We start from the raw sequence: 18,517 nt of genomic DNA, 5'->3' as shown, positions 1-18,517 counted from the left end.
TTTAAACTCGATCAAGCACTCGGGCTTAGATCCAGTGTTCCTTGAGTGCCGGTTGAGCTTTGACTCGCCGGAGTTTCACCCAGGTTCCGTTGATTGCTTCCTCCGGTTTTGGTCGTCCGTGGAAAGCGATGATTTTTGCTTCGCTCGGAATTTTCGGGGCTTGAAACCAGTTCCACGGCCACGGTGCGATGCAGTCGTGTTTGTAGCTGACGCACCATTCTTGCGGCCAGAATGTGACGGAGCCGATTTCTCGCAGCTTTCCGGTGACATACGCTTGTTCGCGGCGAAATTCACTTTGAATCTGCTGGCGATTCGCCATGAAGTATTCGTAGACCTCAGCATGTCCCCCCGCTTCGAAGCGGTAAACGGAAGTGTTGCCGATCAGTTGATTGGGGTCGGTCCATTCCTTGATCACACAGAACCCTTCTCCGTAGTCGAAGAAGCAGTCGATGTTGTCGATGATCAAAATGTCGAGGTCGAGGAACAACACCTGACCGGTGATTCCGTCGAGCTTTGGTCGGAAGTTGTAGACTTTGTTCCAGGCTCCGGTCGTCGTTCCTTCTGTGAGGTCATCGGCCGGGAGGGGAAGCTTTTTGATTCCGGGATCGAGGTCCAGTTCGTTGTTCGTGAAGCAATAGAAATTGTGCGGGAGCGTGAGATGCCGCTGCACCATGCGATACAAGCGGTTCACATAGCTGGCACCATAGAGGGTGCCCCAGTTCATACAGATTACATTTCGGGTCGTCTCGCTCACTGGCCAGTTCCTTCTTAAGAGCAGTTCGCTCTAGAGCTGTTTTGGATTTGGTTTGTACTCACTCGCACGAGCAAACTCAGCCTTTTACCTGATGAAACAGTTCAGGCGAGTGCACAGGAAAGAGCAACTTGCTCTCGCTGTTGTCTTCACTTTGTCTGTGGATTGTCTGGTCTTCGCTTTGAGTGCTTGTGCAGGGTTGCGAAAACCGGTTCGAGTTGTGTTCGTCGTGTCTACTGTTGCTGACCGATTTGAGGAAGGTCTCAAGCTGCGGAAGAGACATCCCCTCGTTCTTGATTCTCGGATGATCGTTCGGCCTGTTGGGAATCACTCGCACCTGCGGGCTTCTCTCGTGGTTCGATTTCCGATTGTGGTATCGCATCGTTTGTGAAGAGATCAGGGCAACGGCTTCGTAAATGAAGCAGTACCGTCTCCTCCCATCGCTGATCGAGCGGTTGGAATTCGCTCAGGTCTTCAATTCGTGAACTCGGTGTTGAGAATTCCTCTGTCGTCAGTCGAATCAAACGGCCCTCTTCGGACTGGTGACGGGCGAAAATGTGAGCCTTTGTTCGTTTTGGTGCACGATCCGGAGTGAGGGCATACACTGGTCGCCGTGAGACGATCGCTTCGGACAACATGGAGATGCTCTCTTCGGTCGCGAAGATTCTTTCGGAAGCTCCGAGGTACGCACTCATGATTCGTTGTGGATTCTCAGCATACCAAACCGCGTATGCGATCGAATCGGGAGAAATGCGAGACTTGAGAGTCGCTTCCGCCCGCGTGCCTGTTCTTCGGGAAGTCGTGAGAACCCATTGAATATTGTATTTCGAAGCGAGTGCGTTGATTCCGTCGGCGAGACGTTCCCAGTCACGCTCTGACCAGCGGTAGCCTCCGCCGTCTCCTCCGATGAGCATCGCCCAGACTCTGCTCGGAATCTCGACGTCTTCCCGGAATCGTTCACCCGCCTCATCAAGCGTGTTCAAACTGACTTGTGTCGGAGCCACTGGAAGCTGGACTTCACCGGTTTCCGGTTCCACTCCCTGAGGCGTAATCACCAGCGAGAACTCAGTTGAATCGACACGGCAAGGACGACCGATGTGGATGCTGTGGCAATTCCAGAATCGGCTCAAAATGGCGTTCGGAATTTCTCCTCGCCCGAGTGTTCCACAGACCAGAAGTGGAGGGCGTCCGTGTGGAAATTCTCCTCGAAACGCGATCCGCCAGATCCAGTTCCAGACTCGCGGGTATTGCATCAACCGCTCGACGATTTGAGACCGCAGAGCTCGTCTGAGACCCCATGCAAGAACAGGAGCCCGAAACTTCACGTCGACGACTTCCACTTCACCGCGAATTTGTTCAGCGACGAGCGAAGCGATCGCGAGGACATGGGTGTCGTTTCCGATCTTTCCGTTGTGCAGCGCAATAATTCGAGCTTGAGAATCGCACGGGAGCGTCGTGAATTCAGTCGTTTCAGAAGATGCGGCTTCTGATTCCACAGCGAAAATCCTGGTGCGACGTTTCAATGAATGGATGTAACAAGGAGGGGCAAAACCTATCGCCAGTGCTCGGCGAGTGCGGGTGTCGCCTGAATCCGACGAAGTTTCGAACGGCTTCCACGGATTGCGTCTTCGGGTTTCGGGTCCCCGTGGAAAATCAGGATTTTGGCATCGTCCGGAATCGTGGGGGGCTGAATCCAACTCAACGGCCAGCGAGGCAGGCAATGTCTTTTGAAACTTCGGCACCAGTTTTCGGGCCAGTAGGTGATGTCGCCGTGCTCTGCGATGCTTTCGGTGACGTAAGCCTGCTCGCGGCGGTACTTTCCGCAAATTTCTGCTTTGTGTTCGATCAGATTTTCGTAGACGTGAACGTGAGCCCCGATGTCAAACCGGTAGACCGAGGTGTTTCCGGTTCCTTGAGAGGATTTGTCCCACTCGCGAATCACGCAGAACGATCCGGGGATCTCAAAGAACGAGTCAATATTCTGAAGAATGATGACATCTAGGTCGAGAAAAAGAGCCTGTCCACGCAGGTCACCGAGTTCTTTGCGGAAGTTGTAGACCTTGTTCCAAGCCCCGGTTTTTGTGCCCTTTGTCAAGTCTTGTTCGGGCATCGGAAGGACTTCGATGTCCGGATGAAAGCCTTCATCGTTGTCGGTGAAGCAGATGAAGCGATGCGGCAGCGTCAAGTGACGACTGACCATGCTGTGAAGCTTGTTCACATAGGTCGCATCGTACTTGCGTCCCCATTTCATACAAATGACGTTACGGTCAATGACATCCATGTCGTGCTCCCGGGCGATCGCCAACTCAAGCCGTTCCTGGCTCAGCCTGGCAGATTTTTGAGTCTAGTTCTGTGCGCGCAATCAATGCAAGATCGAATTGAATCGGCAGCGATCGCACCGATTTCTCGAGGAATCTTTCTTCGTGGCCGTCGGAAATCCCTTGCGCTTTACAGAGTTGGGATTGACTTCGGGAGAGGAGACAATTTGAGGAGGTCGTGCATTTCCTCAAGGGAGCCGGTTTTGCGATGGGAACGGAGCACGATCACATCTGAGGGGAACGTCTCCTTGGTTTCCGGAGATTCGGTGATGATTCGACACCGGGCAGAAATGTCTCTACTGTTTCGCAAACCAATTCGCAAACCAAAATCCGTCCGTCCCTGAAAAAGCAATCTTGCCATCGTGTCTGCACCTCGAAAAGCTGGTCTGTTTCTCGTTTTTGTCACGGTCTTCATCGATCTTCTCGGTTTCGGGATCGTGATGCCGTTGTTGCCACGTTACGGCCGCCACTTTGACGCTGAAGGGTTTCCGCTCGGGATGCTGATGGCGTCGTTCTCGGCAATGCAGTTCTTGTTTGCGCCGATCTGGGGACGGATTTCCGATCGAATCGGCCGACGACCTGTGTTGATCGTCGGTCTGGTTGGGTCGACGATTTCTTATGCGTTGTTTGGTTTGGCGACCTCACTCGGTCGCGAGGGAACAATGCTGGGACTGAGCGCTTTGACGTGGCTGTTTCTGACCCGCATCGGAGCTGGAATCGCAGGCGCCACGATTTCCACTGCTCAGGCTTATATCGCGGACTGCACAGGTCCGAAGGATCGAGCCAAAGGAATGGCGCTGATTGGAGCGGCGTTCGGGATCGGATTTACCTTTGGGCCTCTGATTGGAGCAGCTTTTGTTTCGAACGAGCCCGTTGTCAATCTGACCTCAGAACAGCTGAAGTTTGTCGAAAGCCATGACTTCACAGATGATCCGAACGTTGACGAAGTCGTCCAACAAGTTCGCGAGATTGCTCCGCTGGAGGATGACGACGAAGCTCTGCTGCGGTCGGCCATTCAACATGATCCAACTCGCATCAATCCTGTTCCGAGCGCAGCTCCGGGATACGTGGCAGCGGTGTTGTCTGGGATCGCTTTGTTGTTCGCAGTATTTCGATTGCCTGAATCGCTTAATCCGGAGTCGAAACCAGCTTCAAATCACTGGCTGGATGTGAAGCAGTTCCAAACGCTGTTAAAAACTCGATCGGTGGCCATTGTTTTGCTGGGGATTTTTCTGTCGACCCTTGCTTTGGCCCAGTTCGAGAGTTCGCTCTCTCTGCTGACGCGACGACTTGGAGTCTCGCCGAGATACAACTTTTACGTTTTCGCTTATATCGGGCTGATTTTGACTCTCAGTCAGGGAGTTTTGGTCAGACGACTGGTCCCCAAGGTGGGGGAATACAAGATGGCTTTGACCGGTGCTGGTCTGATGACTGTTGGCCTGGCGTTGATTGGAGTGGCCGGCGATCTTGGCTCGACCGCTTTTCTGTATTCCGTACTTCCGATTTGCGTGATCGGGTTCAGTTTTATTGCTCCGTCGCTTCAGTCGTTGCTTTCGCGAATGGTTTCCAACGATCAGCAGGGAGGAGTCTTGGGCGTCGGTCAAAGTCTGTCTTCGCTCGCGAGAATTCTGGGACCGATTGCCGGTTTGACGATCGAGAAAGACTTCGCCACCGGCCCGTACTGGCTGGGAGCAATTGTCATGCTCGCTGGAGGGGCGTCCTTCCTATCTCTGAAGAAGGAAGTCGTGAAGCTGAACGAATCAAGTGGAGCGGCTGCAGAAGATTCCGCTCCACCGGAATCGAATTGAATTTCGATTCGAAGATCGGTTTCACGATTGGCGATCGAGTTCGATCGCCTTCCCAGACTCCTAGAGGTTGAGCTCACGAAGAGCCTGTTCGAGATCGGGATGCGCGAAGTTGAAGTCGTGCTTCTCAGCTTGCTCGGGAAGAACTCTTGAGCTTGCGAGAATGAGCGCTTCGGCCATCTCCCCAAGTGCTAACTTTGCAGCGAAGCCGGGAAGTGGCAGGACCGTTGGACGTGAGATCACTTTTCCTAATGTTTTCGTGAACTCCCGATTTGTGACCGGGTGAGGAGCCGTCCCGTTGACGGGGCCCGAGACAGAGTCGTTTTCGACAGCGAACTGAAAGAGCCGGGCGATGTCTTTAATCGAGATCCAACTCCAATACTGATCTCCGCTGCCGATCACTCCTCCGACTCCGAATTTGAATGGAGTCAACATGGAAGGCAGTGCTCCGCCTTCTTTAGCGAGAACAAGACCCGTGCGAATGTGGGCTGTGCGAATTCCCGCGTACTTGGCAGGTTCGGCGGCAGCTTCCCATTCTTGACAGACATCGGCGAGAAATCCTGAGCCCGCGTTACTCGCTTCGGTGAGAACTTCGTCGCCGCGGTCACCGTAATATCCGATGGCAGAGGCAACGATGAAGGCCGTCGCTGGCTTTTCCTGTTCCGTGAGTGCTTGAGCGAGGAGATTCGTGGAATGAACGCGACTCTCTCGAATGCGATTTTTCTTCGCTTCGTTCCAACGTCCTTCAGCAATGCTTTCTCCCGCGAGATGGACGAGGACGTCGCATCCATCGAGAACCTCGCGAGGGAGAGTGTCTGCCTTGGGATCCCATTGTCGCTCGTGGGGATCGGTCGGTTGTTTGCGAGTTAACCATGTCACCTCGTGACCGGACTGTTCCAGCATGGGACAAAGGTAGCTCCCGAGAAGTCCACTCGCACCAGTCACGAAGACATGCATTATTCAACTCCAAAGTTCCGATTCACGAAGATCGTTGACCTCATCTCCCGAAACAGTGTCGTGAACTCGACTTCGATTCGGCGGACACAGGTCAAACCTCTGAGGTTGAATTGTACGCACTGTCTCCGTAGTGGCTACATGAAGTCATTCGTTTCTTGAGTTGAATGTGCACGTTCGGGACGTCATGTGAAGTTCGTTCACACGCGTTGCCGTCGTCTCTCGTTCGATCATGGTGAAGATGGTCGAATCAACGGGCGGAAGTCTTCCGGTGCAGATTGCGTTGGAAGCGAGTGTTGAGGTGTCCGAATCAAAGGAGTGGCTTCTTCGGTTCCTTCGGCAGGCAAGAGCCGCATTCGGTTTGATTCTGTCGCCGATTCGTTGCTGCTTGCCGCATCGTGCTGAGGCTGACCGGAGTGGAGTGTGTGGGCTGCGGGAGCCTGTCCAGCTTCCGGATCTGGAGTGACCACCATTCCGTACGGCGGAGGAGTTTGAATCGATGGATCACTTGATCGATTCGCGAATGCAGCTGCACTCGAAGTTGATTTAACCGAATCGTAGTTGACCTGCTGAACGCCCGATCGTGCGGTGCCTGAAGTGGAGGCGTTGAAAGATCGATCGGAAGACGAAAGCTGATTCGATGACCGTTCAGCAACTGGTGCAGACTTCAAGTTGAGTGGATGACTTTGGCTGAGAGTTGCAGGGGCATTCTGTCGCTGGGAATACGACTCTGGAACAACATGGTCCGGATCGGCCGTCGTCATTCCTCCGTAGGTTGCCGGCGACTGGATTTGAGCCTGTGAACTCTGTGATTCGAAGAGGTGAACAGGACGGTCTTGTGAACCTTCTTCGACCACTTGATTGAGTTGTTGGCTGAAGGCTTCTTTCTCGGCATTCCATTGCTCAGCGACGGAAGCTGACGATGTGGGGCGGATGTTCGAGTTCGATTGTTGTTGATCCCAAGGAGAAGGAATCACAGTGTTCGACGACGGGTTTTCGAATCGCGAAGCTGTTCCAAACTGCGTTGCTGCCTGAAGTGGATGCGATTGTCCGGCCGAAGTTTGCGGAAGTTGTTGGCCGAGTGAACTGTTCATCGACTTGTTGGTGTCACTCAACTGATGAGCTTGTTTGAGATCAAGAGGGGCGACATCTGTCGGTAGGAAGCGTTCAGGTTGTGAAAACTCTGAACCATTCCAGTGCGAGTTCGAACCGGGCACCTGCTTCGGAGCATTGTTGTCGGCACTGATCAGCTTCGTGGACGATGATTTCGTACGAGGTAATCCCATTCCAAGTCGGGCTGCCACGAGGCTTGCGCTACGAAACGGGTCAGACCCCTGCGGTTCGGGAGTCGGAGGAATCGGATGCTGCTGGTTCAACTCTTCGTGACTGTCAGCCAGGGGTTGTTGGTGATGCGAAGCAACCTGTGGAGAATCGCTCGATGGAGTCGCTCGATTGGAAGCGGGAGCCGTTCCATTCCACGGGCGGCGAAGTTGGTCCTGATAGTCCGTCACGAGATCGCTCTCTGTATGCATCGCGACACTGGATTGGTGATACGCAGCTTGCTGAATGACCGGTTGCGACGGAGGTGCTTCGTATTGATCGATGGTTGGTTTCGGGATGTGACGTGCGTCAGGCAAGTTGGCCGAAACGACCTGATTGCCATAACCCGTCGGACCTTCTTCGTGGGCAGCCTGAAGAATCCCGGAATTCTGACGAGCAGATGGAGTCGGAGATCCGTATCGAGGGGCACCTGTCACACCGTCGATAACGACTGGTCCGCTTTCCAGTCGTGAGTACGGCTCTCGATCAATCGCAGCAAGTTGCGACTGAAGGTTCGGTTCGTTTGCGGTCATTATCGGGTGAAGCTGATTCGATCGCTGCGGATGCTGAGACGGAGAAGCATTCGCGGCGGCCATCATTTGCCGTTGTTGTGACTGAAGCTGTTGTGATTGGTTCAGCTCGCGTGTCTGCCGATCCTGCTCCGCACGCATGTCCAGGATTTGCTGAGTGACGTCTATCTTCTCTTTCTTCTCTTTCTTCTCTTTCTGATCGGACTTCGCCATCAGTTGGTTGAAGACGGACCCATCACTCTGCTTCTCCGGAGTTTGGTTGATGAGAACCGCAGCTTCCTCTGGACTCATGATCTTCGAGAAGGTCGCGAGTGCCAAATCCTTTCGGCCGGTTTGAGAATAGACTTCGCCGAGATTGCGAATGGCGTCGCCGTTCTTGGGGTCAATTTGAATGGCCCGTTCAAGATACCGCTGACTGTCGATGAATCGATTCTGGAGCAGATAGGAATAGCCAAGGTTCCCAAGCAGACGCGAGTCGTTTGGAGAGAGCGCGAGAGCAACCTGGTAGTGTTTTTCTGCCTTTTCGAAGTTTCTATCGAGATCGGCAGTTACTGCCAGTCCATGGTGTGCATCAACGTTGTTGCGAGGCTGCAGGTCGAGAGCTTTCTCGAAGTGCTTTCTCGAAGCTTTGATGTGTTCGTCGCGTTGGTCTTCGTACCATGCGCCGATTTCCCGTTGCCCGAGACGGATCTCTGTTATCGCTGTATCTCCAGAACCGGGAGATATTTGCGTCGATGTTTTGGATGAGATCAGTGGTTTGGACTCGTCCTGTTCCACCGGTTCTTTCACGTCACCCTTCTTGGAAAAGGGGAGATAGTCTCCGGGGTGAAACGAGGTTAGTTTTGCCGATTGGCAGCCAAGGCCCGTACAAAACAGGAAGCCAGTAAGTGATAGTTGCGCAATACGATTCATGACGACCCTCGGTAGGACGGGGATGGCCTACTCAAATGGTCGCAACACATTGTTGCGATGAGATTTATGAATTGAGTGGGGGGAGAGGTATGAATGTGGGAAGGACTTCCCAGGATGATGTGCTCTTCGGAGGGGAACTCGAAAAATCGTTGTAAACCATGACCCGGAGCGTGTCGAGACGAAATTTCGTTTCGGTCGTGGCAACTTCTTCGAGAATCTCTGTCAGAAACGTGGTTGAACCCGGAGTGAAACGGGATCGAAAAAGAAGGTGTTTCCAGCCAGAATTTCGATCCGCATTGAAGTCGCTTCGCGCGACAGATTGAACAATTCTTTGGCGTGGAATTCACAAAACGTTGCACACTGAAACTGGAAAAGCCCTCGATTCTCCGGATTCCTGTTGTATGTGTTGAATTGCCTGTCCACTTCGCTCGGCCAGTTTTTTGCAAACAGAGATCAAACTCCGTTGATACCGGCACTTACAACATGTTTAATAGAACTCTACCAAGGGCTTGATCGCATTCCTTGAAGTGGTTTTCAAACACTCACACGAGTGAACAAAACGAAGACCAATTCAACCCACTCAAGCGCATTGATAAGGGAGAAGATCATTTTCTCGCCATCCCCACCTTGCTCCTCTCCCTCCCAGGAGTCCAGACGTGAAATACTTGAACTGGTTTGGTCGAGTCCTCATCTGTTGTTGTGGAATCGCAGCAGCCTGGGGGGCTTGGTACGTTGTCTACCGCGAGTCATTGCAAGCGATCGCGACTCCGCAGAAACCGAAGGCGACACGAAAGCTCGCCGTTGAAGTGGTGGCGGCGCGTCGTGATTCGATCGATGAGGAGATCGTTCTCGTCGGAACTTTGATCCCCGCTGCTCAAACGGAAATACGCTCGAAGCTTGAAGGTTACATCGAGACGATGAGTTTCGATCTCGGTGATCGTATTCGGCGTAGCGAAATTTTATGTGAGCTTGAAAATCAGGATCAGCTCGAAGCGATCGAGCAGGCCAAGGCCGCACTCAAAGTGGCGGAAGCTCAGCTGCAGGTGCGGATTGAAGAATCGAAGCTGGCGAAACAAAACTTTGACGTTGAAAGTCACCTTGTTGATCGACTGGCCGGTTCTCAACAACAACTGGAAACGGCTCGGGCCAACTACCAGATTGCAGTGGCGAACGAAGAACTCGACCGGGCTCGCGTCTCCGAAGCGCAAGAATTTCTGAATACGGTTCAGCAGGGGCTGACAGATTTGGTTCTGTCCTCACCGCTTGATGGTTATATTGCCAGCAAACTGGCAGATGTCGGTGATCTCGCGAAGCCGGATTTGCCATTGTTCCGAATTGTCGATCTCGAGACCGTCGAAACAACCGTTCAAGTCATTGAGAAGGATTATCGTCGAGTGGCTGTCGGACAACGTGCCGTGGTCAATGTCGATGCTTATCCGGGGAGAGACTTTCAGGGTACAGTGACCCGGATCGCTCCCACTCTTGATCCGGAAACACGGACGGCGCCCGTGCATATTGAAGTGCCGAACTCAGAACTCATTCTCAAGCCGGGGATGTTCGCCAGAGTCTCTTTGAATCCGGAAGAAAGTCGTGAAGGAATTTTGATTCCTCTTGCGGCTGTTGTGAATACGGCGGAGGACTCACAGGTTTTTGTTGTCGATGAAGCGACTTCAAAGGCGGAGAAACGAGTTGTTGAGCTTGGTGTTTCCAATGGTCTCGTCGTTGAAGTGAAAAGCGGAATCGAGGAGGGAGAACGAGTGATGACGCTCGGCAATCGCCTCGTTGAGCACAATCAGGAAGTGGTCGCATCCATTCAGGATTGGCCCACTGCAACGACGGCATCGCTGGAGACGGAAAACCTCGACAGTTCGACATCTGACGGCGAATAAGGAACGAGTGACGATGAATCTTCCTCAACTTGCTGTTCATCGCCCAATCAGCACTCTGATGGCGAGTATTATTATCGCTTTGCTTGGTTGGGTCGCGCTCACCGAACTCTCCGTCGACTTAATGCCCGATCTTGAGTTCCCGACGGTGACGGTGACCACGCTCTACCCCGGGGCTGGTCCGCAAGAAGTCGAAACTCTGATCACACGCCCGCTTGAGCAAGTGCTCAGTTCGGTCAGCGGTTTCGAGCAGATGTCCAGCCGGAGCATCGAGGGAAGCAGTGTCATTCGAGTTCAGTTTCAGTGGGGGGCGGATCTCGATGTCGCTGTCGACGAAATGAGGCAGTCGATTGACAAGGTGCGGCAGCAGTTTCCCGACGATGTCGATCTTCCGTATCTCAGACGCTACGACGCGAACGATTCTCCGGTCCTTTATCTGGGGTTGAACAGCCAGCTTCCGGCGACACAAGTGACTCGCCTTGCAGAAACGACCATCATTCCACAACTGGAGCGCCTCGAAGGAGTGGCACGCGTTTCGATGCGGGGAAATGTTCGACGGGAGATTCACGTCGACATCGATCGAGATAAACTCGAAGCCCTCGGTTTGGGAGTCAATCAGGTCGTCACAGCGCTGCAGGAAGGAAATGTCAGCAAGCCCGCGGGCGATTTTGAAGAAGGGCACCTGCATCGACTGATCCGAAGTCGTAGCGAGTTTCAGCGTCTGGATGAAATTCGAAGTCTCGTCATTCAACGTCGCGGGGCAACGGTTGTACGAATCAGCGATGTCGCAGAAGTGGTCGACAGTCACGAACGCATCACACAGCGCACGCGAACCAATGGTCAAGCCGGGATCATGGTCTACGTCTTCAAGCAAGCGGGGGCCAATACGATCGACGTGAGCGATTCCGTTCACGAAGCGGTCGCCGAATTGAATGAAGAACTCCGCAACTCGGAACTTGTGATTCGGCTCGACAAGTCAGACTACATTCGCCATTCCATCGACAACCTGAAGACGTCTGCGTTGTTCGGAATGGCGCTGGCGATGGCCATTCTGGTGATCTTTCTGAAGAGTTTCCGAAGCACCATCGTGATTGGAATCTCCATGCCACTGTCGGTGCTGGGGGCATTCGTTCTGATCTATTTCAAAGGCTATACGCTGAATATGGTCTCGTTCGGCGGGCTTGCTCTCGGGATCGGAATGCTGGTCGACAATTCGATTGTTGTGCTCGAAAGCATTTTCAGAAAACGTGAGGAAGGGCTCGATTCCAAAACGGCCGCGGTTGAGGGAACCAATGAAGTTGCGGGAGCGATTACCGCGAGCACCATCACAACGCTGATTGTCTTTTTGCCGCTTGTTTTTACTCACGGAATGACCGGCATTCTTCTTCACCAACTTGCGTTTGTGGTGTGTGGCTCGATGGTGTGTTCATTGTTCGTCAGTCTAACATTGACCCCTGCTTTGGCAGCATACTGGTTGAAGAATGATTCAGACGCTGAACAGCAGAGACAAGCTTCGGCAAGTGGAACCATTTCGCGGATTCGACGCCTGATCGAACTTCCCGCAACCGTCCTTCATCGAGGCTCAGAGTTTGTTTTCCGCAGCATCGAGCGAACTTACTCATGGTTTCTCGTGCGTTGTTTGCGAGCTTATCCTGTGACCGCTTGTGTGCTGTTGGTGATCGTAACAGCGTCGCTCGGACTAATTCCTCGGATCGGAACGGACTTTCTTCCCAAGACCGACGACGGGAGACTTGGAATCACCGGCGAAATGGCCCCAGGAATTCAACTGGACACATTAGATCGACAAGCTGCAAAACTTGAATCTGCGATCGTCGAGCACATCCCTGAAGTGGAAACGAATTCCCTGTTCATCGGTGATAAAGCGGATGAGGGTGAAGACTGGAATCAGGCGCGAGCGATTTTGCAACTGGTTCCCCGGGATCAGCGAACCGAAACGGCTGAGGAAATTCGGTCTCGATTCATGAAACAACTTCCGCCGATCTCGGGGATGACTGTGTCAGCCCGTGTCTATGGAGGTTTGCCGATTTCGCGAATGTTCGCGAGCAATGGGAACGACAATATCGCCATCTTCGTTAGGGGGCACGATCGGGCCACAGCTGATCAGCTCGCCGATGCTGTCATTGCCGAAATGAATGAAATCCCCGGGCTTGTGAATGTCGAAAAACAGATGGACAAGGATCGTCCCGAATTGATGACGGTCATCGATCGCCAGAAGGCGAGTCACATGGGCGTGACGGTCCAAACGATTACAGAAACTCTCGAGACGACGTTTCGAGGACGGGAAGCGACCGTCTTCCGTGTCGATGGAGATGAATACAACGTCTTGGTCCGACTCGATGAAAAGAACCGCTCCCGCCAGGCGGACCTCGATCGGATTTCTGTCGCCACCGAAGACGGAGGACTTGTCTCGCTCGGCAACCTTGTTTCGTTTCAGCTTGATTCGACTCCATTGGCGATCGATCGCGTGGACCGCCAGCGTGTGGTGATTATCAGTGCTTCTTCGGAAGGACGCGATCTCGGAGCAGTGATTGGAGACTTGAAAGTCGCCTTGGCCGGTCTCGCAATCCCGGATGGGTTTCGTGTCGACATCAGTGGTGACTGGGAAGAACAGCAAGAGAGTTTCATTCTTCTCGTTCAAGGATTTCTGCTCGCTGTCGTCTTGATGTATATGGTCATGGCAGCCCAGTTTGAGTCGCTGACTGATCCCCTGTTGATTTTGTTTACGATTCCGGTTGCTGCAGTGGGTGTGATTCTCGTTCTCGTTTTCTGGGACACCACATTGAATGTGCAGTCATTTATCGGTTTGATCGTTCTGGCTGGGGTGGTGGTCAATAACGCGATTGTGCTTGTCGATTACGCGAAGAAGTTGCGGGTTCGATATCCGGAACACAGCCCGTTGGAAATCACTCGACTGGCCAGCGTTAGGCGATTTCGTCCAATTGTGATGACCACTCTCACCACCGTTCTCGGCATGCTTCCCGTCGCTTTGGGAATCGGAGAAGGGGGAGAACTTCAGGCACCTGTCGCCCGAGTGGTGATTGGTGGTCTCCTGTCGGGGTCGGTAATCACCCTGGTTCTGATCCCTCTCGTCCTGCGGCTGACTCTTCCGGAAGGGGAAAGACTGGTGGCAACGAACCCAACTGAGCAGGCAACTCCCGTTCCCGCGAGGACACCGCAAGTGGTGAATGTCTAGGAGGTTATGCGAATTCGGAGCTTGTGCGGGGAATGTCGGGGTAGAGAACTGACAAATCGGTCTCAAGACCGAGAATCAGTCAGTCCGACAACGCAAATCGGTAGCCTCAATAGCCTTCCGCAGCTATTCTGTGACTGAATCCACTCAGAGATTTTGTGAGGAACGTCGAGCGATGACCATCTCGGTCCACGAGTATTTTGCGACACGGAAAGATGATCGCAAGAAAGAGACGCGTTATCTGAACGTGATCAACAAAGATTCGTGCACGAGTTGCCAGTCTTGCGCAACTGTCTGTCCAGTGGATTGTATCTACGAAGTTCCCAGTGCGATGCCGGGACAGAGCTACCATCAGATCGACACATCCCGTTGTATCGGGTGTCAGATGTGCTACCGGTCTCCCAATGACAGTTCTGATTACTATCAGCTGACGATCTGCCCGTGGAACGCAATCGACATGCTTCACAATCCGAACGTGAAGCCGACCGACCATTCGATCTTTGCGCCCTATTGGAAAGGCGAGTCAGAGGATTTGCCTTGGCCGAAAATCGAAGAGTACGGCTATCAGCTGTTCCTCGACGGACAGGTTTTCCTCCCGCAACAGCGTGAAGATCTCCATGAGATTCTGAATCACTTCACCGTTCCCTCCTGGCTCTTTTCAGAAGACGGGGAAACGGTCGCCATTGCAGAATTGGTCGAGTCAGACAGCGAACTCGTTTGCTACAACGCCACCGAGCAGGGGCGAGATCTTCTCGATTGCATCTATGACGACTGGGAACGAATTTTCATGGACTAAGCTCGTTTGAGCGTCGATCGAATCGTTCTCACTTCAAGTTTTCGAGCATCGTCAGAAAAGCATTCGGATCGCGTTGCGCAAGCGAAATGCAACGTGCCCGCAGACAGCGGCTGAGCGACTGTCGACTTGAGGCCAAGCAATACTCGAACGATCACTCTCGAAAAATCACAGCACCCATCGGACAAACGAGTTCCGACGAATGCTGTAATGCGATGAGCGGGGTTTAGAGCATTTTCTGTTTTGGTGTGCACTCACTCGCACGAGCAAACTCAGTCTTTTACCTGATGAAAAAGCTCAAGCGAGTGCACAGGAGAGAGCAACTTGCTCTAGTTTTCGTCTTTCACGTCGCCACGAGCAAAAATGCTGGCCACGTACTGCAGGACATCGGTGGCGGATTCGTCGTTGTAGCCGTAGTTGCGAATCAGCCGGCTCTTGACGATATCGATCTTTTCCTGCGTGTCTTTGTCGACGACTTGGGAAACGAGGCTTGTGAGCTTGATCGTATCTTTCTGGTCCTCGAAAAGTTTCATTTCGAGGGCTTTCTGAAGTCTTTCGTTCGTTTTGTAATTGAACTGCTTTCCATCGATCGCAAGGGCTCCGATGTAGTTCATGATCTCGCGGCGGAAATCATCCTTTCGTGAATCCGGAATGTCGATCTTTTCCTCGATGGATCGCATCAGTCGTTCATCCGGTTCCTCATCTTCTCCGGTGAATCGGTTCTTGACCTTTTCGTGCTGCGTGTAGGCTTTCACGTTGTCGATGTAGTTGCCGCACAAGCGGGTTAATGCGTCCTCATCAGCGGCAATCGCACGCTGAACTTCGTTCTTCACGATATCTGTGTACTCTTCTTTCACGGTCGAGATGAGCTGGCGATAGTGTTCGCGAATTTCATCGTTTCCAATGAGCGAGTGATGCCGTAATCCCGATTCGAGTTCGTTCATCACCATGAACGGGTTCAAGCTTGTCGATGTCGTATTGACCACGAGGGCATTCGAGATTTTGTCCTGAACATATCGAGGACTGATCCCTTCGAGACCTTCGTGCTTGGCTTCTTTGCGGAGTTGTTTGACGTTTTCCGCTGTGAAACCGGGAAGCGTTTTTCCGTTGTAAAGCTTCATTTTCTGAAGCAGTGTCAGTCCGTGATGCTTCGGTTGTTCGAGTCGTGTCAGAAGAGCCCACATGGCTGCCACTTCGAGTGTATGTGGGGCGATGTGCTTCCCTCGAACGCGTGCCTGGTTGTAACTCTTGTTGTAGATTTTGACTTCTTCGTTCAGCCGTGTGACATACGGAACGTCGATTTTGATCGTTCGGTCGCGAAGTGCTTCCATGAATTCATTCGACTGGAGCTTTCTGTATTCCGGCTCGTTTGTATGTCCGATGATGACGGTGTCGATATCGGTCTGTGCGAATTTCTTCGGTTTGATTTTGTGCTCCTGGGACGCTCCAAGAAGGTCGTACAGAAACGCAACGTCCAGCTTAAGGACTTCGACAAATTCAATCATCCCTCGATTGGCGACGTTGAACTCACCGTCGAAGTTGAATGCGCGCGGATCGGATTCGGTTCCGAATTCGGCGATCTTTCGATAGTTAATATCTCCTGTCAGTTCGGTGGAGTCCTGATTCTTTTCATCTTTCGGCTGGAACGTTCCGATTCCGATTCGGTCCTGTTCTGAGAGGAAGATTCGGCGCACAACGACGCTTTCGAGAACTTTCGTCCAGTCCCCATCGTGTTCCTGGAGGCGTTGTTGAAAGTAGTAGCGTGACAGCGGACAGACATCGCCGGTGATCTCGACAGAGTATGTGTCCGATGGACGATCTGCATTCAATTCGCGACAGACGTCTTCTCTCGCACTCATTGGGATGAGTTGCAGCGGTTCGCAGTTCATCGGGTCCCAGGTGATCGACCCGTCTTCCTCTTTCCAACCGAATGAGTAGAGGGCTCCCTCGTCGGTTCGGCTATAGCGGACCAGTCCCTGTTTCAGAAGACGTGCGATTGTTGATTTCGAACTGCCGACCGGTCCGTGAAGAAGCAGCACTCGTCGCTCGGTCCCGTACTTCAAGGCTGCGGACCGGAAGACATTGACGAGAGCCATCAGAGTTTCGGAGAGTCCGAAAATGGCATCTTCGCCGTTGTTGTGCGGGTCATCAAAGAAGGTATAGCGGACGAGGTTTTTGCTGCCTTCGACCGGATAGGTTCCCTCAGCGATGATCATGTCGTACATCCGCTGGTACGACGTTCGGGCCACTGCTGGATTCGCTTTGACGATGTCCAGGTATTCCGAGAACGAACCTTGCCAGTTCTCGTGACGATACTGCTCAGTGTTCTGTTGAGCAGACATCTTCGACAGAATTGCTTGACCGGTAGACACGTATATTCTCCTGTGCAAGCAGCCGGCAAGCCCTTCCATATCACACGCGGTCAATCTCAATAAGCATCAATCATTCGTCGATGCCTGTACGCAAGTCAGTAGACTGAGAGCGAGGACGGAAGAGGCGTCCAAAGCCGACTGCTGGATTGCCAAAGGAACGGCGCAAGTGAGATTCAAAAAATGCTGTGCCGGAAGAGTTCAACTCTTCGCTGACCTATTATCACGAAGCCGTCTATTCTGACAAGACCGTTTTTTAAGAAGCCTTAACGTATCTGCAGTCGCATCAATTCTCTGCGAGGCGATCTTGCCACAGCTTCAGTTGATGCCGAACGCTGTCGTGTCCCCCAGATCCGAAGCTGCGAAGTGCGGAAACAGCATTCTCGGCACCGAGGACGTCGTAGACATCATTGTCGATTTGCGGGGCTGTTTTCTGAAACTCTTCGAGACTCAAATCTTTCAACCGGCAGTTCTTTGACTCGCAAAGCGCGACGAGATTTCCAACGATTTCGTGACCGGTCCGCATCGGGACCTGCCGCAGGATGAGATATTCCATCAGAGCGGTCGCGTCGAGGAATCCATCGTCGATGCGACTGGCGATTTTATCGCGATTCAGCTTGGCGTTGATGACGATCGAAGGAGCCAGTTCCAGGCAGCTTTTGATGGTATCAATCGCAGCGAAGGCGGCGAGTTTGTCTTCCTGAAGGTCCCGGTTATACGCCAGCGGTAACCCTTTCATCAGGACAAATAGTTGCTGCGAGGCAGCAATCACGCGGGCGGACTTTCCTCGAATCAGTTCGAGTACGTCGGGGTTCTTCTTCTGCGGCATGATCGAAGAGCCGGTCGTGTATGCGTCCGAAAGAGTCATGAACCCGAATTCGGTGGTACACCACAAGATCCATTCTTCCGCCCATGAGCTTAAGTGAATCGCAATCAGCGAGAGTGAAGAGACCAGTTCGGCGAGATAATCACGATCACTTGAAATATCGAGGCTGTTGGCTGCGGGAGCGGTGAACCCGAGGTCTTTCGCGGTTTGGTCACGATCGATAGGGAGTGTTGTGCCTGCGAGCGCAGCTGCCCCCAGCGGAGAGAAATTCAGGCGTCGGCGACAGTCCGCGAGACGCTCACGGTCGCGCTGAAACTTTTCGGTGTACGCCAGCCAGTAGTGAACCGCGTTGACGGGTTGAGCACGTTGCAGGTGGGTGTAGCCGGGGAGGATTAAATCGAGATCATCGTCGCGACTGACGAAGGCACGCTGCAGCTGTTGAAGAAGTTTGTCGAGGTGATCGATTTCGTCACGGACATAAAGTTTGATATCCGTCGAGACCTGATCGTTTCGCGAACGGCCGGTATGCAGTTTTCGTCCCACGTCGCCAAGGCGGGCGATGAGCGCGGACTCAATGTGCATGTGAATGTCTTCAAGAGACGGGCTGAACTCGATCTTCCCCTGTTGAATCTCAATGAGGATTTCATCGAGAGCTGTCTGAATTTGATCAGCCTCTTCTTTCGAAATCAGTCCGACTTCGGCAAGCATCCGCGCGTGAGCTTGAGAACCCTTCACGTCGACCGCAGCCAGACGTGCGTCGAAGGAAATCGATTCGGTGAACAACTCCACCTGTTCGTTCGTTGGTTCCGAAAACCGTCCGCCCCAAGCTTTTCCGGCCACAA

11 protein-coding genes are annotated in these 18,517 nt (G+C 52.9%); 4 read left to right on the top strand and 7 right to left on the bottom strand.

The genetic code is table 11. The features are described from left to right. Nucleotides 1-25 precede the first annotated feature (25 nt). The 3 genes from KOR42_RS12820 to KOR42_RS12810 all read right to left on the bottom strand — a co-directional run bounded on the left by KOR42_RS12820 (nt 26) and on the right by KOR42_RS12810 (nt 3,032). Nucleotides 26-754 carry a glycosyltransferase gene (locus KOR42_RS12820; RefSeq protein WP_146510230.1) on the bottom strand — a complete coding sequence of 243 codons (729 nt, stop codon included), beginning with the start codon at nt 752-754 and terminating at the stop codon, nt 26-28. 260 nt (nt 755-1,014) lie between these two features. Further along, nucleotides 1,015-2,247: an ELM1/GtrOC1 family putative glycosyltransferase gene (locus KOR42_RS12815; protein ID WP_146510229.1), complete on the bottom strand. Its 1,233-nt coding sequence runs from the start codon at nt 2,245-2,247 to the stop codon at nt 1,015-1,017. Nucleotides 2,248-2,303: 56 nt separating this feature from the next. Then, a complete protein-coding gene (locus KOR42_RS12810; protein WP_146510228.1) occupies nt 2,304-3,032 on the bottom strand; it encodes a glycosyltransferase family protein in 729 nt (242 codons plus the stop codon). A gap of 399 nt (nt 3,033-3,431) precedes the next feature. Between KOR42_RS12810 and KOR42_RS12805 the strand changes: the two genes are divergently transcribed. Then, nucleotides 3,432-4,877, top strand: coding sequence for an MFS transporter (locus tag KOR42_RS12805; RefSeq protein WP_231740906.1), 1,446 nt, complete (start codon nt 3,432-3,434; stop codon nt 4,875-4,877). Between the two features lie 60 nt (nt 4,878-4,937). Here the strand turns inward: KOR42_RS12805 and KOR42_RS12800 are convergent, their stop codons facing one another. Together KOR42_RS12800 and KOR42_RS12795 are read right to left on the bottom strand one after the other, a co-directional pair. Continuing rightward, nucleotides 4,938-5,831 (bottom strand): TIGR01777 family oxidoreductase, encoded by an 894-nt coding sequence (locus tag KOR42_RS12800; RefSeq protein WP_146510227.1) that lies wholly within the window; start codon nt 5,829-5,831, stop codon nt 4,938-4,940. A 227-nt stretch (nt 5,832-6,058) separates the two neighbouring features. Further along, complete coding sequence (locus tag KOR42_RS12795; protein WP_146510226.1) at nt 6,059-8,590, bottom strand: tetratricopeptide repeat protein; 2,532 nt, start codon at nt 8,588-8,590, stop codon at nt 6,059-6,061. 656 nt (nt 8,591-9,246) lie between these two features. On the opposite strand from KOR42_RS12795, the gene KOR42_RS12790 reads away from it, so the two are divergent. The 3 genes from KOR42_RS12790 (at nt 9,247) to KOR42_RS12780 (ending at nt 14,483) form a co-directional block, all read left to right on the top strand. Further along, nucleotides 9,247-10,479, top strand: a complete 1,233-nt coding sequence (locus KOR42_RS12790; RefSeq protein WP_146510225.1) for an efflux RND transporter periplasmic adaptor subunit — start codon at nt 9,247-9,249, stop codon at nt 10,477-10,479. 13 nt (nt 10,480-10,492) lie between these two features. Then, nucleotides 10,493-13,690, top strand: coding sequence for an efflux RND transporter permease subunit (locus KOR42_RS12785; protein WP_146510224.1), 3,198 nt, complete (start codon nt 10,493-10,495; stop codon nt 13,688-13,690). A gap of 172 nt (nt 13,691-13,862) precedes the next feature. Further along, complete coding sequence (locus tag KOR42_RS12780; RefSeq protein WP_146510223.1) at nt 13,863-14,483, top strand: 4Fe-4S dicluster domain-containing protein; 621 nt, start codon at nt 13,863-13,865, stop codon at nt 14,481-14,483. A gap of 326 nt (nt 14,484-14,809) precedes the next feature. On the opposite strand, the gene KOR42_RS12775 is transcribed toward KOR42_RS12780, so the two are convergent. Further along, a complete protein-coding gene (locus tag KOR42_RS12775) occupies nt 14,810-16,852 on the bottom strand; it encodes a PrkA family serine protein kinase (RefSeq protein ID WP_146510222.1) in 2,043 nt (680 codons plus the stop codon). A 283-nt stretch (nt 16,853-17,135) separates the two neighbouring features. After that, nucleotides 17,136-18,515, bottom strand: coding sequence for an argininosuccinate lyase (gene argH / locus KOR42_RS12770; protein ID WP_146510221.1), 1,380 nt, complete (start codon nt 18,513-18,515; stop codon nt 17,136-17,138). Nucleotides 18,516-18,517: the final 2 nt, after the last annotated feature.

Source organism: Thalassoglobus neptunius, assembly GCF_007859735.1.
Classification (GTDB): Bacteria; Planctomycetota; Planctomycetia; order Planctomycetales; family Planctomycetaceae; genus Thalassoglobus; species Thalassoglobus neptunius.
This window is presented reverse-complemented; position numbering and strand designations above follow the sequence as displayed.